Raw genomic sequence first — 19259 nt, 5'->3', positions numbered from 1 at the left:
TGCTATTGGAAATATTGTACCTGTAAAATGTGCGCATTGTCATCGGCCGTGATGATCCTGAAGTTTTTCACGTTCTCAAATCCACGAACCTCAATAACTCCCATGTGCTTCAGCGGAAGTCCCCTTGAATTGGTCGGGTGTGTTCCATCCTGCCAAAAGCGGGCTAGAACTTCGTCCCTGTCAGCTCCCGGAGCGGCCTCCAATGTGATCAGTGCGCTGTTGTAGTTATTGCCCTGGTGCAGCTGCATCACCAAATTTGTATCTGCCGGAACTGTACCGGTAGTATAAAGCGGAAAACTTGCATTTGTGATCGCAAGTTCCTGGTTGGCCTTTGGAAACGGTTTATAACTTTTCGGGGCAGGGTTTGCGGTGTCCGGAATTAGCGGCGGTTGGATGTTGATCGTATCTTCGCCTATATATTCAATTTCTCCAAACATAATAATGTGATTAAGGGAGGGTAACGGATGCCGGCCAAATAGTTTACTGCGCTTGCTGTCCGAACCCTCCCAATGTATTAAACTTTAACTTCGTCTATATGCTTAACCTCTCCGGTGGTGGCCAAAATAGCATCTACCTTACGGGCTTTTTTGTTGTATGGATTGCTGGGCAGCTGCGTTAGCATCTTTGCGACCTGGGCAACCGTAGCGCCCATGTTGATCGTTGCGAATATCCTGCCCAGGTATTTGTTGCGTGGGTTGTATTGGTAGGTAGTGGAAACAAGCGCATCGTAAAGATCCTGCGGAATCTGTCCGGCCGGGATCATCGAATTTAGTACCCTTGTCTTTTTCTCTACATCTTCCAGCAATAGCGCATCGGCCTCGGCACGGGTAATCTTTGCGCCCGGTCTGTCCCATTTTCTGTTGCGTGGATCGCTGGTATCGCAATAATGCCCCCAGCCAATGGTATAATGTTTTTCGCCAGGCAGCTTGTAGCTGGTAAGGCGAAGTTTTTCACGGTTCTTTATAACCTGCAATGCTTTTTCGGATGGCCTCATTTTTTTCTAAACCTTTTGTACAAAAAATAAATGCTGATCCCCAATGCTACTACTAGAGCGGCCTTGAGCATTGGGGACATACCTTTAAACTGTCTACGATCGTTGAGGCATCTGCATAGCCGCCCTTTGGAAGCTTACTTGATGCCCATTGCCTAAACTCGGCCTTTGTAACCTTACCATCTTTGTTTAGATCGATGTAGGAATTTGCCTTATATGCCGCTTGGCTCAAAGTGGCGGTATCAGCTGCTTTCACCCAAACCGGATAAAATACAAGGCAATAGGTATCAAACCAATCCCTGGGCTTACCCGCACTTGCAATCTGACCTTTAAAGTATCTCTCAACGTAGGGAATCTGCTGTACGTTGGTCATCTTTAGGATGGCCGCCGTTGTCGTACCCAATCCCTTTGCGGTCGCCTCCATAAACTGTATAAGGCCGCTTGCGCTGCTATTAGGATTTTTGGCCGTAGGCTTGAAGCCGCTCTCGATATACATTACATCGCAAATCCATTCTACCGGGATGCCCAGGCGTTTTGCCATCGCATCCAAAGCGGTAAAAAATTCGGCGGCATTGCCACTGTTTTTGTTGACCAAATTGATATAGGTCTGCTTAATATTCATTTTTACAGCTTGCTTAAGATGGTTTTATATAATAGGATCACCACTAAAGCGGCGATGATGGCCGTCACGGCCAAATCCGTCATGTTTTCACGATTGAGGCGAACATCTACCGTTACGGTAGGCAATTGGCCATTTTTAAAAAGGTTCTCTAACATAATTTGCTATTTTCTTAGTCCGAGTTCGTCTAATCTGTAGGTTAGCGCAATCAAACGGCCGCTTGTGTCAACAAACATATCCAGCACTTTTAATGCGCCCCTTATGCCTTTCCAATAATTTACCACAGAACGCAAATTGGCATCGGATAACCTGCTAAGTGCATCCGCATTGCTTAATGCTTCCTCGGTTGGCACACCGTATTTGTTCTTACGATCTAAACGGCTTTGCGCCAATATTTGCAAGATGCGGTCTATCCAGGTTGCATACTTTTTGATCTCAGCTTCTGATAAAGTACCAGCTGCTAAGGTGCTTTTAGTGGCAATTTTATCAGCAACCGTGATAGTTTTCTTTTTTTGATCAGTCACAGCCGGTGCCAGCGCTGCTTCAGTGGCCGCCTTTGCCTTTTTGCGGATGAAAAAGAAATAAACTATTGCGGCAGCTCCCATTATTAGGAGGCCACGCACAATAGTTTGGTTGTTTGTTTGGTTCATAAAGCGGTTAGCCCTCTACTTTTTTAACTAACTTGTACTTTTTCCAAAGGAAATAGCCCACAACCGCTACGGCTGCCGCTATCAAAAGGTATTTGGTGTTGTTGGTCATTTTATAGACTATTTAGATTTACGTTTGAAATTCAGTTTCTTTTGTTTTCCGCTCCTGCGGATTTCGGCCAGTTCACGGCTTACCTGCTTTGCGAAGTCACGATCCTTGAACCGTCCCTTGTTATCTTTCGGCTTACGCTTCATTTTTGAAAGCAGCTCGCCAAACTTGGTGCTTACTTTTTTTGCCATTACTGTAACCTTAGATTTTGAAGCCTGCCAAGTACCTTTGCACGCATACCACTTAAAAAATCGTAGTAGGTTTCGTCCTTGATCCATTGCGTTAGGCTTCCTTTGCCCTTTGAACCATATTTGCTATTGAAAGCGTTGTAAACTGCGATAACCATGTTATCCGTTCCAAGCTCGTAAAGCTTGCGCCAGGCGGCATCTTTTGTACCGGAAAGCGTAAACAGTCCGTCCATGGCCTTGTAAAGTTCCTCCGCTAAAATATTAGGGTTGAAATTGGCCGTAATTACCGGCTGATCCCTGATATAGGGTACATCGGGAATAATCGTTTGCCCCGCCTTTTTTCCGTTGCGCCAAATGATATAGACAATAATTCCTATAACTATTGCCGGCAGTACGAACTTGTTCAGATCGGTAAGTTTTAATGCTGGTAGTTTCATCTATTTATTGTTCTTTAGGTATACGATAACGCCCAGGATTGCAGCGCCGATAAGTACGTATTTGAGCGCAGTATTCGTCGATTGATTGTCTGTCTGCTTATTTGATAGGTTTAGACTGTCTGAAGCAACGCTATAATTGTCGCTAGTAGATCCTAACTGTTCCTGGTACATACCATCTCCCCAATCGATGTCATCACCACCACCACCCTGTTCAAATCCAGCGGTAGGATTGTAAGGAGGGATTACTCCATTACTTTCGTCAGGCGAGGCTTGGTTAGCATCTAAAATAGTAGCTGCTTGCTTAACCGTCCATTTTGCGGCATTACCAATACCTTTACCAGTCGCCTTAACTGCTTTACCTACGCCTTTTACAGTCGCCTTGGCAGCTTTCCCAACCGCTTTAGCAGCTTTCCCAATACCTTTTCCTATCTTCTTGAAAAGAGAGCCGATACCGTTACTATAATCAGGGTGTCCGCCCACATAATAGTCAAATTCTGCTTGGTCACCGTCAAAAGCCTCTGTACGTTGTACACGGTAGATGTGGTCTCCCGGACGGACGGTAACACCTGGCTCGATCTCGGTTAAAAAGGAAAGATCGCCATTGGTCTGCCCAACATATTCAAATTGATCACCATCATAACTTGATAGACTTTTAATTGTAAGGTTTGGGTTGGCTTGAGGTGCTAATTTTCTACTTGACAATAAAGTTCTAGCTCCATTCAACGCGACTTCTGAGCCAGGAACCATAAAAGGTAAAATTTTCGTACCTAATTTCAGGTTAAATTTCAGAAGCTTACCCGCTCCCTTTCCAACTTTTTTAATTGCCTTACCTATGCCCTTGAAAATCTTTCCAAAAACGGCGCTGGTTTCGGGATCGTCACCTATAAAATATTCAAATTGTGCCTGTCCGTCAAACTGCGCACCGATCTGCTTGCGGTATAAGTGGTCACCTGGCTTGGCAACTACGCCCTTGTACTTTTCGTCCAAAAATTCCGTATTGCCGTCAAATTGGCCTAGATATTCGTACTCGTCACCGTTGCTGTCCAAAAAGACTTCAACCGGGCTGCTTACAGCCGGCTTTGCCTTAGAGGCAGGTAATTTGGCTATCGATGTTCCAGGCTTTCTCGGTTTCGGTTTTTTGCCCCTGAAATTGCTCGTGTGGTCGTCAAAAGCATCGTTGATATCAAACGGCGATGTTTCGGCCTGTAAAAACTCGTCATCGTCATCGTCCATCAAAACGCCATTGGTCACCGAGTTCGGCGATCCAACGGAAGTGCCGGCATTGGTTGCGGCGCTAGGCAATATCATAGGTGCGTTACCAGCTCCTTTTGCAATTGCCTCGGCTACCGGTATGGCCTGCCTCGTGCTATCATCGACAGATAAATCTGCTAATCTCATTTTTGATAAATTTTAGTGTTTCCGTAATGGCTATAATCGTAGGCCTTTGCCCGTTGTAGCTGTGCATACATGCGCCAAAAATGTTCTGGGTTTTTATCGCTAAGTACTTTGGTAAGTGCCTTAACGCTTGCATTCAGCGAATAGCCCAAATCGGCATATTCCTTAAAAGCCTGCGCATCCGCTTTTACTTCGTCCGTGGTCTGTAATTCTACATGAGCCTTTTCGTGGAGCATTACAAATAGCCTGTGTTCTTTGGGCATTGCCCTCATGTGCTTTAAACTCAACTGCATTTCGCCAGTCCTACGGTTTACCCTTGCAGGTGTACTGATCAAATCAGGCACGTATGTTATTCTAGTGATCCCCTTTGCCCAGGCCATTATTTTTTACGGAAAAACAGGTATGCTACTGTGATTAATAAAATGATGCTCAACGCAATGAAAAGTTTTCTGTCCATGCCCAGCACCCTATCGGTTGCTCCTGCAGTAGCGCCATTTTCGACACCTACATTGAATTGCCCATTCTGTGCTATTGGAGCCTTACCGCTTACCGCATTGACCACGTTTGTAATCGTGGTCACTCCCCTTTGTACCATATTGATGATATCGGAAAAGGTAGTTTTTGGTTTGGTATCTCCGGTTGCGTTCGAATACGGCAGCGGCCTACTTCCGTAAACCTTTACCAAATTGCCGAGATTTTCGGCTGTTGGTGCGGCCTTGTAGCCATAAAGGAGCAATAGTTGCGCCACCGCCCCAGGCTCCTGCGCAACTATCCTTTTCAAATCCATTTTTGGTGGATTGGTTAGCCGATAAATTTACTTACCACTGCTGGACCACCTGCGGCCTCAATGTTTACTTTTGCCTTTTCAGCCTTGCTGCGCAATGCTTTGGCAATGTTAAGCGATACGCCTACCATCAAGGTGATCACTACCGAAGTTGAACCCAAAATAGGGTATTCGATGCGTGTCTGTGCATCCATGAAGAAACTCTCCGGAATGGTCAAGATAGCCGTGTTAAAGTTACCCTCGCTAGCCCAAGTACCTGGCGTAATTACCTTGCTTGAATGCTGTGCAAACGGACTTTCTTTTACCAACGTTACCGATTGATCCATCTGTGCGATGTTTGAGGTCGCAATCTTGAAACCACTGATCACAGACGGGAACAAGCGAATGAACTTTTGGAAAGATTTAATCGAACCAGGTGAACCGCTCAAAGCAGATAGACCAGCAGCTCCGGCCTTATCGTTGAAAGCACCATCGGTAACCAAACCTACCGTTGCATCATCCAAACCAGGGCATAACAATGCCGTTCTAGGCGAAGTATTTGCATTGGTAATGGTCATAATGAACGGTTTTGCATTTTTGTGAGCCGATGCCAAAGAAACCGCACCACCTGCGTAGTCCAAGAAATCATCACCGGCACCGGTGTAGCCTAGCATGCCGCCGTTAAAATTGCTCAATTGGTTTGCTTCGTTTTCCAAATCTTCCGCAGAATGATAGTTTGCTGTGTGCTTAGGATCAGCGTGACGTACAAATGATTTGCCGCCAATAAAGTTTCTATTTTTCACTTATGTTAAATTTTAGGGTTGAACTTGTTTAGTTGGTGACAGATAAATGCTACATGTAGCCGAATCCATCAAAGCCTACGAATGTGGAGGTTGTACCGTCAGCGTTTTTGCGTGACTTCGTAAACCAGCGCTTCAAAAAGAAAGCGGCTACCAGGATCAGCACCCCGGTAACAAATGTTTTTTTGTCGATGAGATTTCCCATTGATTTTGATTAGTTTGTTTGTGAGTTTTTTTTGAATTGAACCCTAAACTACATCAACTAAAAACCGTGCTGAACCGTAACGCAACGCAACTTTAAGTAACTGAACACAAGTGTTTTCAATTAAACATAAGTGCAACAAAAAAGCCCTACCAAATTGGCAGGGCTAAACATAAATTCTAAGTGTCCGGGCGTTTCCTATTGATTTAAATTTATATCTTTTAATCATCTTGATTTAATTTGCTTATCAAAAGATCAGCAATTTCTATTGCGTTTTTGACTAATTTAATAGGAACAATGTAGCGGTTAGCTGCTAGGCCTTGCAAAGCGATAGCTGCAAAGTATTCACGCTTGGTCAATCCAAATGGATTCATACTGCCAACGCTATCAAAGTTCCCATTCCTTTCCGATATAAGTATATCAGAATCAATAGGGTTAATCGGATCATTACCCTTAGTTTTATTTTTATCTTTCATGGTGTACCTAAATGTTCTACAATCTTTTTAACCTGTGCCGGCGTGTAGGTTTTTCCTATGTATTCGCCCAGGTCACTAATTTGGTTGATCCAACGGCGAAAGGTGCTGCGACTTACACCGTAAAAAGCGGCCAACTGTTTTTTGGTGTAGGCTTTAATGGTAAAATCAGCTGTTTGCATAGTTAGATCATTGTTTCTATTGTTTCGTTGTAGCGCACATCCCTATGTTTGTTCACTCGTTTAAAGGCGGCAACCATGTTTTCATAGTTCGGGATCACGGTTTTATTTCGCGAACCCTCGAAAGTTTCCAAAGTCTTAAACAATACACAGTAGCCGATCATTTCCCAAAAGAACGGAGGCACACGCTTCAACGAATGGAAAGTAAAGATCAAATCACAGTTGAACATCCGGTGATCTACCAAAAATGCCTTAATGCTTGGATGCACGTTACCCTCGATGTATTTTGTACAGTCCTCAAAGATCACCAATCCATCACGGAAATTATCGGCGATAACCTTTAACGTTTCCAGTGTTGGCGTTCCCATAATCTTTGCAATGCCCTGGCGAAAACCTTTGATCTGTTTTACCTCGATCTGTCGGTGCGCATTGTATGCCGGTGATCCGTTAACATCGATGATCAGCACTTTTTTTTGGCGTGGATATTTTACGGCCACACCATTTAGGTAAGTGCTTTTGCCTACTCCCTTACGCCCTACTACTATTGCCGAATAATGGAGATCACGCATTACTGTGGAAACCTGGTTACGTATAATTGATTGCCTTTTTTAATCATGGCCTTATGGCCTATATTTTCCCAGCGTTGTTTGGTAGCTTTCAACTCTACTTCGTCAAACACGCCCTGGAAACAATACTCTTTGCCAAATGCCTTAAGCGTTTGCGGGATCGGTTTTGGTTGGTTTTGCTTTGCCATTATTGCGTTTTTTAAGTTCCTGTATTACCTGTTTATGCCTTTCTGCGGCAGAGTTGTTGGCAATGATATCGCCAATGATCTTTTCTTTCAACAGCTGATCTAGTCGAATGGCAAATGCGATGGCGGCAATGCCGATACCAATACCCAAGCCCATTAAAATTGATTTGCGATCTATCATAGTCCAAATAGTTTATGTAGGAATGAAATTAAACGGTGTACCTCACTTAAAAACCAGTTTCTAACCCCGTAAACAAGGTGTATATAGTACAGTTCGTCCCAAAGCCACACCAAAACGATGAAGCCAGCCAGTATATATAGGAAGAGGGAGAGCTGAAGCATAGCTATTTACGGCGTTTTAGTTTGGCGTTGTGTTTACAGCGTAATTTGTTGGTTTTTCTTTTGGGATGGCCAAACTTTGGCACCCAATTGGTTTTAGGTGTAAAGTAATACATCGGTGATCTAAAATCCAATCCGCCCATGGCATTGATTGCAATCTCCTGGCTTTTGCGTTTTGTTGCCACCGTTGCTTTTACCTCGTTTGCGGTATTAATTCGCTGTACAGCTTGCGCATTTGTTTGGCCACCAATTAAGAGTGCAGCCAACCCCAAACCAGCTGTTAAAAATCTTCTGTTCATAGTATGTTAATCGTTTAGAAAATAAGCCACACGTGTGCCGGCAACTTCACCAAATGCCAGTAATAACCCGGTAAACGGCGAAACCTGTATCTGCATCGTATTGGCATAGCGTTCGGTAGCTGCAACAAGCCTTTCCTTTTCGGCAGGCGTAAACGGCAACATACTGGCCATTTGCAAATGTTTGTTCCACTTGTTCAAAATCTTGTATTCGGGACTGTTGGCAGGATATACCGTGCCACCGGTAGTGTCCAAACCGTCCAAAATATCACGTTCTTTCTGTGTAAACAGGGATTGCTTGCGCCACATTGGAATTAATGAAGATTGCAGGCCGTCAATTACACCGACAATGGTTTCTGCGAAATGGTTATGCGGCATAGCCTTTGGCCTTTCCGTGTTGGGAATTTCGTCTAAATGCTCCGATTGCACGGTTGTTTCGATGATTTCTTCCTCATCGATGATCGGTGCTTCGGTAACCGTTTCATCTATGATAGCAGCTGATGCGCTTACCTCAACTTCAGTGGAAAGAATGTCCGATAAATCTCTCATGGTGTTTACGATTGTTTAGCGTACTTTTCTATGATTGGCTGGATAGCCTCTATTTGTGCTGATATTTTCGGATTACCTATCAGTTTTGGCAGCATCATAGTTAAACTCATGATATTGGCCTTTCCGCTGATCAGTCCCTCAAAGTTTTTGAACAGTCCTACCAGTAGCCCGATTTCCGTTTTCATAGTTATGTTTTGATCCATCAACTCATTTAGCTGCTTTTCATCTACGGTAACTACTCCCGGCATTAATTCAACATTGTATTTAACGTTTTCAGCATTTGGCAGTACTTCAACATCGGCTTCGTCTGTTACAGCTGCTTCGTCAACTTCTACCGGCAAAGGCGTCTGTTGATCATTAACAGTCATTTCAAACTGTGCCTGATTATCGTTTTCGGGATTGTTTCTTTGCTTTGCCATTACTTGAATTTAAAAGGTGTTAAAATGTCTTTTCGGTGCAGTTTCATTGAAAACAGCATTAATTCAACGATATCCTTGCAGCCATTGGCCTGCATTGCGGCAGTGATTTCTGCATGCTGCCCAGCTGTGGCACGTGCAGCGAATTGCCTGTCCTTCGGATCGGCAACCTTTAAATGCTGGTTACGGGGTTGTTTGGCCGGTTCGGGAGTGGGCAGATCAATGCCCAGCTCCGTTGCGGCCTGCTCTGACTGGTTGGGTTTATGCGTTGGTACCACATCGCCATTGTTGGCAATGCCGTTAACAGGGTTATCCATGAAAAAATAGTTTGTTTGGTGTACCGAGTTTGGGATCGGCATTACAAAGATGGATAAGTGTTTACGGGGTTAAAATCTATATGGTAACCACGTACGGAATTTTATTTGGTGCTAAATTTAGAACACGCCAGTAGGAAAACACCTATTTTTTGAAAAAGTGCTTTATTTCAGAAGTACAAAAATTTCTGTTACAACTGTTACAATGTTACAAACTGCGTTTACGATATTATAAGCCCAATTTTTGGTGTAACAGTTTGTAACAAAACATCAATTTTGTAACAAAATAGGTTGTAGCAGTTTGTAACAAAACAATTTTTGATTTTTCCATTTTGTTACAAACTGTTACATCAAAAACTTGCTCCTTTTTAGCTTTAGGATATATTTTATATTTTGTAACAAAATGTAACAAAATAATTCAGCGAAAATATTTTTGATGTTTTTGCACAAAATTATATTTGGTAGGTTAAAAAAATTTCGACCAAACCTCTCTCCTCTGCTGAAATAGAGGGGTGCGGATTTGAAAAAAAAATTGTTGATCGGTTAAAAATGTGGTGTTCGCTACGCTCACGATTTTAGCGCTGTTTTGGTAAGCTGCGCAAACCAAAACGAGCGTAGCAATGTTGTAAACCATTATGATGGAAAGCGAGGAAATTCATTTCGTTGCAGCATTCGGAAACGAAACTGCTGACTGCTATCTGTGGAGGCAAAAGGGCGGCAACTATTTCGATGTGTACATCAACGGCTTTTACTCCGGAGGTATCATCAAGTACGATGGCGGATGGATGGTCAAGCTCAACGGAGATAAATTTAACCAGGGCGATAGTGACGAGCTGTTACAGATTGCTGGCATTGATATCAGCGAAAAGTTCCCGGTCGCTGGATATGTTGAACGGAGAGGCGCAATTATCAACCCTAATGCCTTTAAAACGATGTGGACTGATAGTCCTATCGACTATAACGAAAAAAGCCCCGATTAAGGGGCTTTAGGTAACCATGCGTAAACATTAACCTATCAAGCAATCTTAAAAGTTTCCGCAACTACACGAATAAGCTGGTTGTTGTATATCGATATCAAAAAGTGTTCTTTGGTTTTTAGCAGCATTAAGTAAATCCTTATAGGTTACCCCCTTGATAAAAGTACCATTAACCCCATTTTTAAAATTATTGTTTTCAGCTTCAATCCATTTTTCAGCTAATTCTGGGTGATGTTGCAATATACTTATGATAGCATTTTTGCCTTTTAAAAAACAAAGATCACAGTTACCTAAAATTCTAGGAACATCCAACGTATATGGCTTTGTAAGCCAGTATTGATCTACCATTTCCTTTGTAACTCCAAGGTCATACAGAGGATATTTATTGATTACGTTGACAAATCTGCTCGAATTTCTTTTGACACGATGGGCTTCATCATAACGAAAGCCTATATAGTTTTCAAAACGTCTAATACCCAACGCTCTAAGGTAACGTTTTGCCGTTTTTACTTTCAATTCATCAGTGCATATTCTTCTTTCTCTATTTGGCAAATACACTTTATAGTTTAAAAGAGCTGGAAAACCCTCTAAACCTGGCGATCTTTTATGTGTAAAACTAGTTCTGTGAACTTTTATGCCCTCAAATTTCTCAAAATCTTCAATAAACTTGTAAGTTTCCTTAGATTCCCACTTTGTATCGGTAAACAATACAATATCATCATCAGTCGGCTTAGCCAATATTGTCATTAAGGCACTTGTTTTGCCGCCAGAAAAGTTAAAGACTCTTTTCATACCTACATTATTTCATTTTCTACTGCTGCAAGTGCAGTTTCACGATAAGTATTGATTTCTTCCGGTTTAAAGAACTCCGAAAACTCCGTTTTAAGCTCGTCCAATGTCAAAAAGTCCTCGACCTTGAATACCAGGCAACGGCCATGCTTGTCAATATGTTTAGGCTCGTAAACATCTTTAGGATTTAGCTCCCTTGGATGCTTCGGAAACTCATAGCGCCCCATTTTGGAGGTAATTCCAAATTTGTCGGCCAGCTGCTTAACTACATCTGCCTTTCTGAACTTAATGGAAGCTTTGGAGTTGTTAAGGATATCCATTAGCTCCGTGATTGTGTAGGCCAATGTATGGTAATGGTATTCAAAGAAAAGTTCCTTTAAAGTAGCCCTTAATTCCAGCTCGAGCCATGAGCCGGAAGCCATCTTAACATTTTTGAGCGCCTCGGTTTCCAACAGATCAAAGGCGAACCATGAGCGTGTCTTTTTAGGATGCAGGATAGTACGTGTTTGCAGGTGTTCCAAAAATGCCGGTATTTCCGCTATCATTTTATCCAATAGTTCCGGATCATCCTCCGTTAGTACCGGCACTTTATTTACCCAAAACCTTACCTCGTCATTATCGATCGGCGCAAAGTTGTCCTCGTCATTGGAAGTAAGCACGAACTTTCCGAAAAATGCAATCTCCTGGCGGCCGGCATACATACCACGCAGTTTAATGGTGCTACTGGTAGCCATTGATTTTAGGCGCTCCAGAACGCTTTTCTTATCGATAAATCCCTCGTCAATACCTATAACCAATTTATCCGCCCAGTCATCGTTTAAATGATCCTTTAGCTCCTCATTTCCTATGAAAGTACAGTTTGCCTGGAATATCTCTTTTAAAAGCCAAAGGAAGGTACTTTTACCGGTGTTCTTACGGCGGTTTACCAATGCGAGTATTGGCAGCTTTTGACGTGGTTTTAGGTACATCAGCGTTAAATAATCTAGTGCCAAATCAAAATTGGTGTGGCCGCTATTGAGCTGCTTTGTACCGAAAACGTGCTTTAAATATTTTTCGATTGTTGGCCAGCTACCGGCCTCCGGCAAATGGTCAATTTTACTGTACAGGTTGAAGCATCCGGAAATTACCGGCTGATAACCTCCTGTGTTATCAGGAACGTTGCAAAAGGCATCGAAACGCTCAATCTGATCAAAGAAATTTTTGTGGCCTTTCTGTACAAAGTCCCTGGTGATCTCCCCAACTTTCCACGGTACACGCTTAGTGTCCAAAACACCCTCTTTATTGGTGTTTGGAACAAGGATCAACTTAAAATAATCGCATCCTACACGGATAAACTTTGCACTATCGGCATGTTTTACCATCTGTAGGCCTTCATCGTCAATATAGCGGTACTTGAAGCCATTGAAATTGAACTCCATTTTGTCAATTTCGCCAGCGTGGTGCGCATAAAATGCGGATGGGATGCCCTTTGTAAGCGTTAGCTTAAAAAATGTCTTGATCTTGTGCGGTGTTTCTGCACTCAGGTTGATACAGTCGAAAAAATAGTTCTTTGTACCGCTCAATTTATTGGCCGCCGATATAACCTCCTTTTCCTTTCCACGCTTGAAAAGTAGAAGATCATCCAGGCCTTTGGCATCGTTCAATAGGCGCTCGGAAATGTGCATAAAATAGGCATCCTTTACACGGCCTTTGGCCAGTTCCCTAAAGCGCATTATCGCTTTATAAAACGATGTTGGCCGCTTGGCCAAATTTTTGTCGGGTTCACCGTCCTGGTCCCAATTCAAGCAAAATATATCCGCATCATAAAGCAATACCAAATTATCAACCTCGCATTTGTTTACGATCTGCAAAATATCGCCGTGCAGCTGGTTTTCGCCATCGGTAAACAAATCCTTACCGCCCAAACCTATGATATCCATGCCGTGCATGCTTGCGGCCTGTGCCTTAAATTCTCCCTCAACCAAATAAAGCGTTTCTATTTTTTCGCCCTTTGCGAACTTATCCAGGATATTGAGCGGAAAGAAAAGGTGTACGCCCGAATTTGCCGGCTGTATGTACTTGGCATCCTTTTGCCTATCGGGATTAAAGCGCAGGCGGTAGAACGGTTTTCGCTCGTCATCTTCCAAATATGTTTCCTGCTGTCCGTGCAATGCCGGGTAGTTGATAACGATATCGTCCTTACTGCTAGGCTCAAATATATTTTGCCAAAAGCTACCTGTCGAATTTTTACGGTAGACCTCGAAGCTCTGCTGTTTTGGATCATCAATTCCCAAATCTGCCATTCGACTGTTAAAATATGGCGTTTGCGGATCGGTTTTAATTTCCGGTTCTTGGTTAGGATCGGCAGGCAATGTACTGTTTTTAAGATATGCCTGTTGTACTCGTTTGTCTGTTTTTTTAGCCATTGTTCAATAACTCGTTAGGTGTGCATTTAAAAAACTCGGCCAATAAATAAAACTGATCTACCGGAATGCTGAAACGTTCGCCACTTCTAATGCCCTCCCATCGGCGGCCAGTTGTGGGCGAAATCTTAACATGCAGGCACATCTTTAAAAAGTTTTCGTTGTAGGTACCATCCATTTGTAAGAGCTTCAATTTAATGGGGTACTTCAATTGGGTTTTTTGGCTTTCTATTTGCATAGCGTTGGTTAGTTTGTTTGGAAAAATTAAAGCGGCCATTCTTGCACCGGCCATGGTGCGGCCGCTTTTTTATTATCTCAATATTTTTGCTGCGAGTGCTATAATTACCATCCACAAAAAGGCGGAGCTGGCGAAATCATCCGGGTAGCGGAATAGTAGCAGCTTGATTATGCTGTAATTCATTGTATTGGTTGTTGTGGTTACTGTCCTTAATTGTGCGTTCCAAAAGGATATAGGAAAACTCATGATCGGCAATGTTTTCGATATCTGGATAAAGCGTTGCGATTATTTCTATAGCCCTTTGCTTGGTATAACCGGTATCTATCAGTGCGATTGCTTCGGTCATCATCGATAGCTTGAAATGCTTGATCATTACGGCCGTTGCTTCGCCCATATCATTGCCTTTGAGTAGTATTTGGTAAACTTCGTCAAGCTGGTATTTTTCGTCATCACGTGGGCGTAAAGTGGAAAATACATTGCAGTAAAGTTTGCAGTTCCAGTTTAGGTTGAATTTTATGGTTTTCATGGCTATGATCCGAAAGTATGGTCGACTTCTTCAGTTTCTACAAAGTGCATTTCGCTAAACTTGACCGCGAACCTTATAAGTCTATTGCCCATAATGGTTTTAAAGCAATTGATCCGGGTAGCGGTCATTTTAAATGCGCACTCGTATTCATTTTTATAGTTTTGGATGCACTTTGATGCTGTACAATAAGAAAATAACTCAAAAGCATACGTTGACGGATCGTCAACCGAAAACCATTGGCCAGCTAAAAATTTCTCTTTATTTGTCATGATCAATCATAGTTAGTTTTGGCGCTGTGATCTCACAGCCATTTTTGATGTTGTTGCCGGGATTTAGGGTTACTGCAGTAGCGCCGTATTTGTCCATAACAGCTGATAGTATTGCGTTTCGTTCATCATTTGGTAATGCTTCCAGTTTACTAATGTGCCTGGTTACCTTTCGTTTTATCCTTTGGCGCTCCCGGTAATCTGTACCGGTATAGCGATAATCCTGTAAAATCTCGGGTTCGGGATAGTTCATGTAGATACGCTCGGTACGCAGGCCGTTGCGTGTCATACTTTGGAAGTCGTGTGTTCGCCAACCGGCCAACATGGTATCGTACAATTCACAGGGATAGTGTGATATCATACAGTTACTTTTGATGCTATTGGCCAAGGTTAAAAATTCTACATGATCAGCTTCTGTCCACTCATAATTATAAAGTGGCTTTTTGCTTTTACGAGTACTAAATAGGTATGGAGGATCGAAATAGAAGAAAACGTCTTTTTGTCTGTCAAACACATTTGTAATAACTTCGTAAGAATAATTACTCTTTACTAAGTCAGTAGCAAATAATGTTTCATCATATTTCTCAATAACAGATCCGTCAAGATCGTTTATAACTGTGATCGATGGGAGCTTTAAGTTGTGCAGTACGCCGCCATTACCTACCATTGGCTCAACATAGATTCTGTGCTTCGGTATTTGGTTGATGATCTGCTGATACGTTCCGTTACCAGCCTTACCACCGTTATAGGTTTTAAATGGTTTTTTCATGGTTTAGACACTTTTATTAAGAGGTAAGCTTTGCCGTTTAAGGTTTCTAAAGTTATTTTCGCATTAGGATATTGATTAATAATTGAAATATCCTTAACGCTACTTTCTGTGGTTTTACCGTTCGGAGTAGTAGTCATTATACAAGTCCAAACTTTATTTTCAGCTGCCATAATTAATTTAATCTATAGTAGGAGCTTATAAAAAATTAAAGAACTAGTAGCATCACCAAACTTGGATAAGGCTTGCTCTGTTTCCGCTTTAAACTCGCTTTCTGTTATTTCCGTTTCAGTATCAGTTTTTCGGAAGTCACTACCGGCACTTACCGTCACTTGTGAAATCAGTGGAGTTACAGAAATATAATCTCCGTTAGGACTTACTTTATAGTACGTCAATAGGCGCTTATAATACTTTTCCATTTCGTTAATTATTGCGTAAACAGATGTAGATAATTGTTGCGGCCACTAAAATGAACCCACCTAGTAGGATTTTGCCGAGATTGTTTTTTAGAAAGGTTTCCATGATTTAATTGAAATAATTAATGTTTTCGGTGTATATGGTTTCCAGTTCGTCAACCACCTTTCTATAATCGGCTCGTAGGGCGGTTAGCGCTTCTTGGTCATTTACATTTGCTGTTATGGCTTGTTCCAATGCCTTTTTTTTGTTCACAAGCTCCAAATACCTTTGTTTGGTTTGCTCGTAATCGGTGTGCGCTGTCATAACGGGAAGTTTTGCGGCATTGGTAGAAATGTGGCAATTTCAGTAAGAGCTCGGTTTAACTCTACGATTTGGTTATCGATCTGCTGAAATTTGCACTTATAAAATCTGTACTGGCATTCACGGTGTGCGTTTGCAGCTTTTACGGCATAAGAGATTTGCAACGGAAATAGCTTGTCAATTTTAGCCATAACGATAGTAGCAGCTTCCTCCGCTTCTTTAGCGTTGGTAACTATGATGTTTAGTTTGGAGGCCATGTGATTTGTTGTTTAGGTTGTTGGAGGTCAATTTTTAAGGCCGAACTTTGACGGCAAATTTTGACTTTGTGCCGGGCTTAGTTCCTCGATGGTAACTCCTAACCATTCAGCGAAACTGTTGGCTTCTGTTAAGGTTAATTCGGTTTTATTGTCCAGTATTTTATTGAACCTGTGCAATGTGATGTCTAGCGTTTGCAACACGCTGTCAGTAGGAACTACCGATTTAAATCCTCTCTCAAACAAAATACTTTTGATGCTGTTAGTCGGTGCATCAGCTTGAGCATTTTTCTTTGTTTGTTTTTTAGCCTCTAATGCAACCTTGGGTTGCTTTCTCCTTTTAGCAGGTCTAAATTTGTTTTGATCTTCTTGTAACATTTTTTATATACAATTTTTTGGGTATCACTTGAGTTTTTTGGGTATTACATTTGAATTACCGATAACTATAAATAATGATTTATTATTTTAATCAATATTATTAAAACAAATATCAATCATTTTAAATGATAAAAACAACATTTTAAATGATGAAATAATATTATTAATGATAACTAACTTATTATCAATGCTATAATTTTACATAATGGTTACTACGGCATCATTAATAAGGTCGATTCGGGCGAGCAAGGGGTTTAGCCAAGAATATATTGCAAATGAGTTAGGGATTAAACAAGCCGCTTACAGCAACATTGAAAGTGGAAAGTCGGATATAACACTAAATAGATTGCATGATATCGCTAATCTTTTAGAGGTAAGTATTTTCGACTTAATTATTGATAACACTAATAAATCTGAAAAGGAATTTAATGAGCCTTTGCCTAAGTACTCAAAATCTAACGGCTACGAAATCAGTGTGACAATTAAGTTGAACGATCCGGCTAAGGAGCGTGAAGTATTGAATTTAATTGGCATTAATAAATAGCAGATATGAGGGAAAAGCTGATTGACATTATCAAATCTGCTTAAAATGAAATTTTCAAATAAATTACCGGATTTTTAAAATAGCAACATGGAACAAAAAATTGAAGCACTCGAAAACGCACTGTTGCAATTATCAGCAAGCATTCAAGATTTGGGCAATTCTTTAGATAGACATTCCACTGCCATGGATGATCACTCTAGTAAGTTAAACTCTTTTTTAGCTTACGATGATAATGGTAGAGCATACAGTGATTTTTCAGAATTGTCTAATCAGATAGAGGAGTTAAAAGGCGTAATCGATGGGCTCGACCTAAATTTACGAAGTTAACCTGTTAAACAATTGAATAACAACAGAAAAAACATTAAGGACGGATTAAACCCCATATTCCACCCAAAAGCCTTTCAAAATAATGAAAGGCTTTTTCTTTTTTAGACAATTTTCAATTCGTCGAATAAAGCCAATAGAGGCTCAGTTTCCGTTCGAACCTTGTATGGGCATCCTAACCAGACAAAAGTTAGGAAGTTATAAATTCACTTTTTTAATAGTACTTTAACGAGCGAGTTATAGATTTGTATTCTTCGTTTTTTATAGTTCGATGTTTTTAAATTAAACCGAAGTAAAAAATCGTTTATGCTTTTCAATTAGTCGGTATCTTTTAGTAGCTCTATTGTTTTTTCCCTAATAAAACCTTCCTTGTCTTTTTTTACCTCTTCAAGGATTGCTTTTCTTTCCATTGGCAATGTAAAGTATTTATCAGCCCATAAATTTATTTCAATCATCAAAGGAAGCAGGTCTACTCCTTTTTGGGTTAGTTTATATAAAACTTTGGCTTTGCTATCAGGATGATCTTGTTTAGTAATTATCCCATTTGTTTCCAACATCTGTAACCTTGAAGCCAGAATATTTGTTGCTATTTTTTCATCAGACTTCAAAAAATCTCCATAAGTACACTCTTTGGCAAACATAAGATCTCTAACAATAAGTAATGACCATTTGTCTCCCCAAACATCTAGCGAGTTGCTAATGGGGCAGTCTGATCGCTTTTTTATATCCTTCATAAAAATAATTTTTAAAACTACTTGCAAATTGAAAGTTGTTTTTATATTTGTACTTGCAAAACGCAAGCAAATTTAAGCAATTAAATTTTATATACGAGGAATTTTAAACAACAGAAAAAATGAAAACAACAGGAAATACTATATTCATCACCGGAGGAAGCGCCGGAATTGGCTTAGCCATCGCTAAAAAATTAATCGCTGAAGGCAACCACATCATCATCAACGGAAGAAATCAGGAACGTCTGGACAATGCCTTGAAAGAACTTCCGGGCGCTGTAGGAATTCAGGGAGATTTTGCTGTAGAAGCAGATAGAATTCGTGTGGCAGAGGAATTGAAAAACAATCATCCTGAGGTGAATGTGATTATCAACAACGCCGGAGCAGCCTTTGCCTATTTATTGAGCGAAACAGCCAATGCACACGAAAAAGCAATGACGGAGATGAATGTCAACTACATCGCTATTATTCATTTCACAGAATTGATGATGCCGCACCTTTTGCAAAAAGAGGCTGCCGCTGTAGTGAATGTTTCTTCTCTAGCCGTTTACGGAAGTCACAAGTTTCTACCAACCTACTGCGCCACCAAAGCAGCATTACACAGCTACACTGTAGCGTTGAGATACACGTATGAAGATCAGAAAAATGTTCAGATTTACGAACTGTACCCACCAACAGTTAACACCGAATTTTCTGCCGAAATAGGCGGTTCTAATGGAATTCCTGCATCAGAAGTGGCAGAGGAATTATTCATGGGGTTGGTAAAGAATCAGTTTGATATTCCTGTAGGTGAGGTGAAAAAATATGCTGCTGCCGTAGGTAAGGCAATGGCAAAATTAGCTGCCCAGGAAGCCAATTCTTAACCGATTGAAAAGCCAC

General features: G+C 41.3%; 36 protein-coding genes. 4 read left to right on the top strand and 32 right to left on the bottom strand.

Annotated elements, in window-relative coordinates; translation table 11 throughout:
* Window positions 1-2: 2 nt before the first annotated feature.
* From DUT68_RS04400 to DUT68_RS04315, 20 genes are all read right to left on the bottom strand, one after another.
* The gene (locus DUT68_RS04400; protein ID WP_113636108.1) at window positions 3-437 is read right to left on the bottom strand and encodes a hypothetical protein; all 435 of its coding nucleotides are present in this window, start codon (window positions 435-437) and stop codon (window positions 3-5) included.
* Between the two features lie 77 nt (window positions 438-514).
* Window positions 515-994, bottom strand: a complete 480-nt coding sequence (locus DUT68_RS04395; protein ID WP_113636107.1) for a glycoside hydrolase family protein — start codon at window positions 992-994, stop codon at window positions 515-517.
* A gap of 52 nt (window positions 995-1046) precedes the next feature.
* Complete coding sequence (locus tag DUT68_RS04390; RefSeq protein WP_113636105.1) at window positions 1047-1613, bottom strand: transglycosylase SLT domain-containing protein; 567 nt, start codon at window positions 1611-1613, stop codon at window positions 1047-1049.
* A 2-nt stretch (window positions 1614-1615) separates the two neighbouring features.
* A complete protein-coding gene (locus tag DUT68_RS18290) occupies window positions 1616-1768 on the bottom strand; it encodes a hypothetical protein (RefSeq protein WP_157960770.1) in 153 nt (50 codons plus the stop codon).
* 6 nt (window positions 1769-1774) lie between these two features.
* Complete coding sequence (locus DUT68_RS04385; RefSeq protein ID WP_113636104.1) at window positions 1775-2260, bottom strand: hypothetical protein; 486 nt, start codon at window positions 2258-2260, stop codon at window positions 1775-1777.
* Between the two features lie 117 nt (window positions 2261-2377).
* Window positions 2378-2557 carry a hypothetical protein gene (locus DUT68_RS04380; protein WP_113636102.1) on the bottom strand — a complete coding sequence of 60 codons (180 nt, stop codon included), beginning with the start codon at window positions 2555-2557 and terminating at the stop codon, window positions 2378-2380.
* Entirely contained in the window at window positions 2557-2991 is a 435-nt protein-coding gene (locus tag DUT68_RS04375; RefSeq protein ID WP_113636101.1) for a hypothetical protein, read from the bottom strand. Before DUT68_RS04375 ends, DUT68_RS04380 begins: the two co-directional genes overlap by 1 nt.
* A complete protein-coding gene (locus DUT68_RS04370) occupies window positions 2992-4389 on the bottom strand; it encodes a hypothetical protein (RefSeq protein WP_113636099.1) in 1398 nt (465 codons plus the stop codon).
* Window positions 4386-4766 carry a hypothetical protein gene (locus DUT68_RS04365; RefSeq protein WP_113636097.1) on the bottom strand — a complete coding sequence of 127 codons (381 nt, stop codon included), beginning with the start codon at window positions 4764-4766 and terminating at the stop codon, window positions 4386-4388. The genes DUT68_RS04370 and DUT68_RS04365 overlap by 4 nt, the downstream gene beginning before the upstream one ends.
* Window positions 4766-5173, bottom strand: a complete 408-nt coding sequence (locus tag DUT68_RS04360) for a hypothetical protein (RefSeq protein WP_113636095.1) — start codon at window positions 5171-5173, stop codon at window positions 4766-4768. The genes DUT68_RS04365 and DUT68_RS04360 overlap by 1 nt, the downstream gene beginning before the upstream one ends.
* A 14-nt stretch (window positions 5174-5187) precedes the next feature.
* Window positions 5188-5952 carry a hypothetical protein gene (locus tag DUT68_RS04355; protein WP_113636093.1) on the bottom strand — a complete coding sequence of 255 codons (765 nt, stop codon included), beginning with the start codon at window positions 5950-5952 and terminating at the stop codon, window positions 5188-5190.
* A 49-nt stretch (window positions 5953-6001) separates the two neighbouring features.
* Window positions 6002-6154 (bottom strand): hypothetical protein, encoded by a 153-nt coding sequence (locus DUT68_RS18285; RefSeq protein ID WP_157960769.1) that lies wholly within the window; start codon window positions 6152-6154, stop codon window positions 6002-6004.
* Between the two features lie 218 nt (window positions 6155-6372).
* Window positions 6373-6627 carry a hypothetical protein gene (locus tag DUT68_RS04350; protein ID WP_113636091.1) on the bottom strand — a complete coding sequence of 85 codons (255 nt, stop codon included), beginning with the start codon at window positions 6625-6627 and terminating at the stop codon, window positions 6373-6375.
* Entirely contained in the window at window positions 6624-6806 is a 183-nt protein-coding gene (locus DUT68_RS04345; RefSeq protein ID WP_113636090.1) for a helix-turn-helix domain-containing protein, read from the bottom strand. The genes DUT68_RS04350 and DUT68_RS04345 overlap by 4 nt, the downstream gene beginning before the upstream one ends.
* Before the next feature lie 2 nt (window positions 6807-6808).
* Window positions 6809-7372, bottom strand: a complete 564-nt coding sequence (locus tag DUT68_RS04340; RefSeq protein ID WP_113636088.1) for a hypothetical protein — start codon at window positions 7370-7372, stop codon at window positions 6809-6811.
* A gap of 141 nt (window positions 7373-7513) precedes the next feature.
* Entirely contained in the window at window positions 7514-7735 is a 222-nt protein-coding gene (locus tag DUT68_RS04335; RefSeq protein WP_113636087.1) for a hypothetical protein, read from the bottom strand.
* A gap of 163 nt (window positions 7736-7898) precedes the next feature.
* Window positions 7899-8192, bottom strand: coding sequence for a hypothetical protein (locus DUT68_RS04330; RefSeq protein ID WP_113636085.1), 294 nt, complete (start codon window positions 8190-8192; stop codon window positions 7899-7901).
* A gap of 6 nt (window positions 8193-8198) precedes the next feature.
* On the bottom strand, window positions 8199-8738 hold the full coding sequence (locus tag DUT68_RS04325; protein WP_113636084.1) for a hypothetical protein: 540 nt from the start codon (window positions 8736-8738) through the stop codon (window positions 8199-8201).
* Window positions 8739-8743: 5 nt separating this feature from the next.
* The gene (locus DUT68_RS04320) at window positions 8744-9157 is read right to left on the bottom strand and encodes a hypothetical protein (protein ID WP_113636082.1); all 414 of its coding nucleotides are present in this window, start codon (window positions 9155-9157) and stop codon (window positions 8744-8746) included.
* Window positions 9157-9471, bottom strand: a complete 315-nt coding sequence (locus tag DUT68_RS04315) for a hypothetical protein (RefSeq protein ID WP_214608398.1) — start codon at window positions 9469-9471, stop codon at window positions 9157-9159. Before DUT68_RS04315 ends, DUT68_RS04320 begins: the two co-directional genes overlap by 1 nt.
* Window positions 9472-10106: 635 nt before the next feature.
* Here DUT68_RS04315 and DUT68_RS04305 point away from each other — a divergent pair.
* Window positions 10107-10448, top strand: coding sequence for a hypothetical protein (locus DUT68_RS04305; RefSeq protein WP_157960768.1), 342 nt, complete (start codon window positions 10107-10109; stop codon window positions 10446-10448).
* Between the two features lie 45 nt (window positions 10449-10493).
* Here DUT68_RS04305 and DUT68_RS04300 read toward each other — a convergent pair whose 3' ends face one another.
* The 11 genes from DUT68_RS04300 to DUT68_RS04255 all read right to left on the bottom strand — a co-directional run bounded on the left by DUT68_RS04300 (window position 10494) and on the right by DUT68_RS04255 (window position 16781).
* Window positions 10494-11237 (bottom strand): phosphoadenosine phosphosulfate reductase domain-containing protein, encoded by a 744-nt coding sequence (locus DUT68_RS04300; RefSeq protein ID WP_113636074.1) that lies wholly within the window; start codon window positions 11235-11237, stop codon window positions 10494-10496.
* 2 nt (window positions 11238-11239) lie between these two features.
* The gene (locus DUT68_RS04295; protein ID WP_113636072.1) at window positions 11240-13639 is read right to left on the bottom strand and encodes a primase-helicase family protein; all 2400 of its coding nucleotides are present in this window, start codon (window positions 13637-13639) and stop codon (window positions 11240-11242) included.
* Window positions 13632-13874 (bottom strand): hypothetical protein, encoded by a 243-nt coding sequence (locus DUT68_RS04290; RefSeq protein WP_157960767.1) that lies wholly within the window; start codon window positions 13872-13874, stop codon window positions 13632-13634. The genes DUT68_RS04295 and DUT68_RS04290 overlap by 8 nt, the downstream gene beginning before the upstream one ends.
* Before the next feature lie 136 nt (window positions 13875-14010).
* Entirely contained in the window at window positions 14011-14400 is a 390-nt protein-coding gene (locus tag DUT68_RS04285; protein WP_113636069.1) for a hypothetical protein, read from the bottom strand.
* A 2-nt stretch (window positions 14401-14402) separates the two neighbouring features.
* Entirely contained in the window at window positions 14403-14669 is a 267-nt protein-coding gene (locus DUT68_RS04280; RefSeq protein ID WP_113636067.1) for a hypothetical protein, read from the bottom strand.
* Window positions 14659-15435, bottom strand: a complete 777-nt coding sequence (locus DUT68_RS04275) for a DNA adenine methylase (protein WP_113636066.1) — start codon at window positions 15433-15435, stop codon at window positions 14659-14661. Before DUT68_RS04275 ends, DUT68_RS04280 begins: the two co-directional genes overlap by 11 nt.
* Window positions 15432-15605 (bottom strand): hypothetical protein, encoded by a 174-nt coding sequence (locus DUT68_RS18280; RefSeq protein ID WP_157960766.1) that lies wholly within the window; start codon window positions 15603-15605, stop codon window positions 15432-15434. The genes DUT68_RS04275 and DUT68_RS18280 overlap by 4 nt, the downstream gene beginning before the upstream one ends.
* Before the next feature lie 12 nt (window positions 15606-15617).
* A complete protein-coding gene (locus tag DUT68_RS04270; RefSeq protein WP_157960765.1) occupies window positions 15618-15827 on the bottom strand; it encodes a hypothetical protein in 210 nt (69 codons plus the stop codon).
* 130 nt (window positions 15828-15957) lie between these two features.
* The gene (locus DUT68_RS04265) at window positions 15958-16152 is read right to left on the bottom strand and encodes a hypothetical protein (RefSeq protein WP_113636062.1); all 195 of its coding nucleotides are present in this window, start codon (window positions 16150-16152) and stop codon (window positions 15958-15960) included.
* A complete protein-coding gene (locus DUT68_RS04260; protein ID WP_113636061.1) occupies window positions 16149-16406 on the bottom strand; it encodes a hypothetical protein in 258 nt (85 codons plus the stop codon). Before DUT68_RS04260 ends, DUT68_RS04265 begins: the two co-directional genes overlap by 4 nt.
* Window positions 16407-16433: 27 nt before the next feature.
* Window positions 16434-16781 carry a hypothetical protein gene (locus tag DUT68_RS04255; protein ID WP_113636059.1) on the bottom strand — a complete coding sequence of 116 codons (348 nt, stop codon included), beginning with the start codon at window positions 16779-16781 and terminating at the stop codon, window positions 16434-16436.
* Window positions 16782-16986: 205 nt separating this feature from the next.
* Here DUT68_RS04255 and DUT68_RS04250 point away from each other — a divergent pair, with 205 nt between their 5' ends.
* Together DUT68_RS04250 and DUT68_RS04245 are read left to right on the top strand one after the other, a co-directional pair.
* Window positions 16987-17325, top strand: a complete 339-nt coding sequence (locus DUT68_RS04250) for a helix-turn-helix domain-containing protein (RefSeq protein ID WP_113636058.1) — start codon at window positions 16987-16989, stop codon at window positions 17323-17325.
* An 87-nt stretch (window positions 17326-17412) separates the two neighbouring features.
* Window positions 17413-17652, top strand: coding sequence for a hypothetical protein (locus DUT68_RS04245; protein WP_113636056.1), 240 nt, complete (start codon window positions 17413-17415; stop codon window positions 17650-17652).
* Between the two features lie 314 nt (window positions 17653-17966).
* Here DUT68_RS04245 and DUT68_RS04240 read toward each other — a convergent pair whose 3' ends face one another.
* Entirely contained in the window at window positions 17967-18383 is a 417-nt protein-coding gene (locus tag DUT68_RS04240; protein WP_113636055.1) for a winged helix-turn-helix transcriptional regulator, read from the bottom strand.
* 119 nt (window positions 18384-18502) lie between these two features.
* Between DUT68_RS04240 and DUT68_RS04235 the strand changes: the two genes are divergently transcribed.
* Window positions 18503-19243 (top strand): SDR family oxidoreductase, encoded by a 741-nt coding sequence (locus DUT68_RS04235; RefSeq protein ID WP_113636053.1) that lies wholly within the window; start codon window positions 18503-18505, stop codon window positions 19241-19243.
* Window positions 19244-19259 lie beyond the last annotated feature (16 nt).

Source organism: Pedobacter zeaxanthinifaciens (assembly GCF_003313335.1).
GTDB lineage: Bacteria > Bacteroidota > Bacteroidia > Sphingobacteriales > Sphingobacteriaceae > Pedobacter > Pedobacter zeaxanthinifaciens.
This window is presented reverse-complemented; position numbering and strand designations above follow the sequence as displayed.

Excerpts from the sequence above, each read along its gene's own strand:
- DUT68_RS04400 (WP_113636108.1), bottom strand. The coding sequence starts at position 437 with ATGTTTGGAGAAATTGAATATATAGGCGAAGATACGATCAACATCCAA.
- DUT68_RS04395 (WP_113636107.1), bottom strand. The coding sequence starts at position 994 with ATGAGGCCATCCGAAAAAGCATTGCAGGTTATAAAGAACCGTGAAAAA.
- DUT68_RS04390 (WP_113636105.1), bottom strand. The coding sequence starts at position 1,613 with ATGAATATTAAGCAGACCTATATCAATTTGGTCAACAAAAACAGTGGC.
- DUT68_RS18290 (WP_157960770.1), bottom strand. The coding sequence starts at position 1,768 with ATGTTAGAGAACCTTTTTAAAAATGGCCAATTGCCTACCGTAACGGTA.
- DUT68_RS04385 (WP_113636104.1), bottom strand. The coding sequence starts at position 2,260 with ATGAACCAAACAAACAACCAAACTATTGTGCGTGGCCTCCTAATAATG.
- DUT68_RS04380 (WP_113636102.1), bottom strand. The coding sequence starts at position 2,557 with ATGGCAAAAAAAGTAAGCACCAAGTTTGGCGAGCTGCTTTCAAAAATG.
- DUT68_RS04375 (WP_113636101.1), bottom strand. The coding sequence starts at position 2,991 with ATGAAACTACCAGCATTAAAACTTACCGATCTGAACAAGTTCGTACTG.
- DUT68_RS04370 (WP_113636099.1), bottom strand. The coding sequence starts at position 4,389 with ATGAGATTAGCAGATTTATCTGTCGATGATAGCACGAGGCAGGCCATA.
- DUT68_RS04365 (WP_113636097.1), bottom strand. The coding sequence starts at position 4,766 with ATGGCCTGGGCAAAGGGGATCACTAGAATAACATACGTGCCTGATTTG.
- DUT68_RS04360 (WP_113636095.1), bottom strand. The coding sequence starts at position 5,173 with ATGGATTTGAAAAGGATAGTTGCGCAGGAGCCTGGGGCGGTGGCGCAA.
- DUT68_RS18285 (WP_157960769.1), bottom strand. The coding sequence starts at position 6,154 with ATGGGAAATCTCATCGACAAAAAAACATTTGTTACCGGGGTGCTGATC.
- DUT68_RS04350 (WP_113636091.1), bottom strand. The coding sequence starts at position 6,627 with ATGAAAGATAAAAATAAAACTAAGGGTAATGATCCGATTAACCCTATT.
- DUT68_RS04345 (WP_113636090.1), bottom strand. The coding sequence starts at position 6,806 with ATGCAAACAGCTGATTTTACCATTAAAGCCTACACCAAAAAACAGTTG.
- DUT68_RS04340 (WP_113636088.1), bottom strand. The coding sequence starts at position 7,372 with ATGCGTGATCTCCATTATTCGGCAATAGTAGTAGGGCGTAAGGGAGTA.
- DUT68_RS04335 (WP_113636087.1), bottom strand. The coding sequence starts at position 7,735 with ATGATAGATCGCAAATCAATTTTAATGGGCTTGGGTATTGGTATCGGC.
- DUT68_RS04330 (WP_113636085.1), bottom strand. The coding sequence starts at position 8,192 with ATGAACAGAAGATTTTTAACAGCTGGTTTGGGGTTGGCTGCACTCTTA.
- DUT68_RS04325 (WP_113636084.1), bottom strand. The coding sequence starts at position 8,738 with ATGAGAGATTTATCGGACATTCTTTCCACTGAAGTTGAGGTAAGCGCA.
- DUT68_RS04320 (WP_113636082.1), bottom strand. The coding sequence starts at position 9,157 with ATGGCAAAGCAAAGAAACAATCCCGAAAACGATAATCAGGCACAGTTT.
- DUT68_RS04315 (WP_214608398.1), bottom strand. The coding sequence starts at position 9,471 with ATGGATAACCCTGTTAACGGCATTGCCAACAATGGCGATGTGGTACCA.
- DUT68_RS04305 (WP_157960768.1), top strand. The coding sequence starts at position 10,107 with ATGGAAAGCGAGGAAATTCATTTCGTTGCAGCATTCGGAAACGAAACT.
- DUT68_RS04300 (WP_113636074.1), bottom strand. The coding sequence starts at position 11,237 with ATGAAAAGAGTCTTTAACTTTTCTGGCGGCAAAACAAGTGCCTTAATG.
- DUT68_RS04295 (WP_113636072.1), bottom strand. The coding sequence starts at position 13,639 with ATGGCTAAAAAAACAGACAAACGAGTACAACAGGCATATCTTAAAAAC.
- DUT68_RS04290 (WP_157960767.1), bottom strand. The coding sequence starts at position 13,874 with ATGCAAATAGAAAGCCAAAAAACCCAATTGAAGTACCCCATTAAATTG.
- DUT68_RS04285 (WP_113636069.1), bottom strand. The coding sequence starts at position 14,400 with ATGAAAACCATAAAATTCAACCTAAACTGGAACTGCAAACTTTACTGC.
- DUT68_RS04280 (WP_113636067.1), bottom strand. The coding sequence starts at position 14,669 with ATGACAAATAAAGAGAAATTTTTAGCTGGCCAATGGTTTTCGGTTGAC.
- DUT68_RS04275 (WP_113636066.1), bottom strand. The coding sequence starts at position 15,435 with ATGAAAAAACCATTTAAAACCTATAACGGTGGTAAGGCTGGTAACGGA.
- DUT68_RS18280 (WP_157960766.1), bottom strand. The coding sequence starts at position 15,605 with ATGGCAGCTGAAAATAAAGTTTGGACTTGTATAATGACTACTACTCCG.
- DUT68_RS04265 (WP_113636062.1), bottom strand. The coding sequence starts at position 16,152 with ATGACAGCGCACACCGATTACGAGCAAACCAAACAAAGGTATTTGGAG.
- DUT68_RS04260 (WP_113636061.1), bottom strand. The coding sequence starts at position 16,406 with ATGGCCTCCAAACTAAACATCATAGTTACCAACGCTAAAGAAGCGGAG.
- DUT68_RS04255 (WP_113636059.1), bottom strand. The coding sequence starts at position 16,781 with ATGTTACAAGAAGATCAAAACAAATTTAGACCTGCTAAAAGGAGAAAG.
- DUT68_RS04250 (WP_113636058.1), top strand. The coding sequence starts at position 16,987 with ATGGTTACTACGGCATCATTAATAAGGTCGATTCGGGCGAGCAAGGGG.
- DUT68_RS04245 (WP_113636056.1), top strand. The coding sequence starts at position 17,413 with ATGGAACAAAAAATTGAAGCACTCGAAAACGCACTGTTGCAATTATCA.
- DUT68_RS04240 (WP_113636055.1), bottom strand. The coding sequence starts at position 18,383 with ATGAAGGATATAAAAAAGCGATCAGACTGCCCCATTAGCAACTCGCTA.
- DUT68_RS04235 (WP_113636053.1), top strand. The coding sequence starts at position 18,503 with ATGAAAACAACAGGAAATACTATATTCATCACCGGAGGAAGCGCCGGA.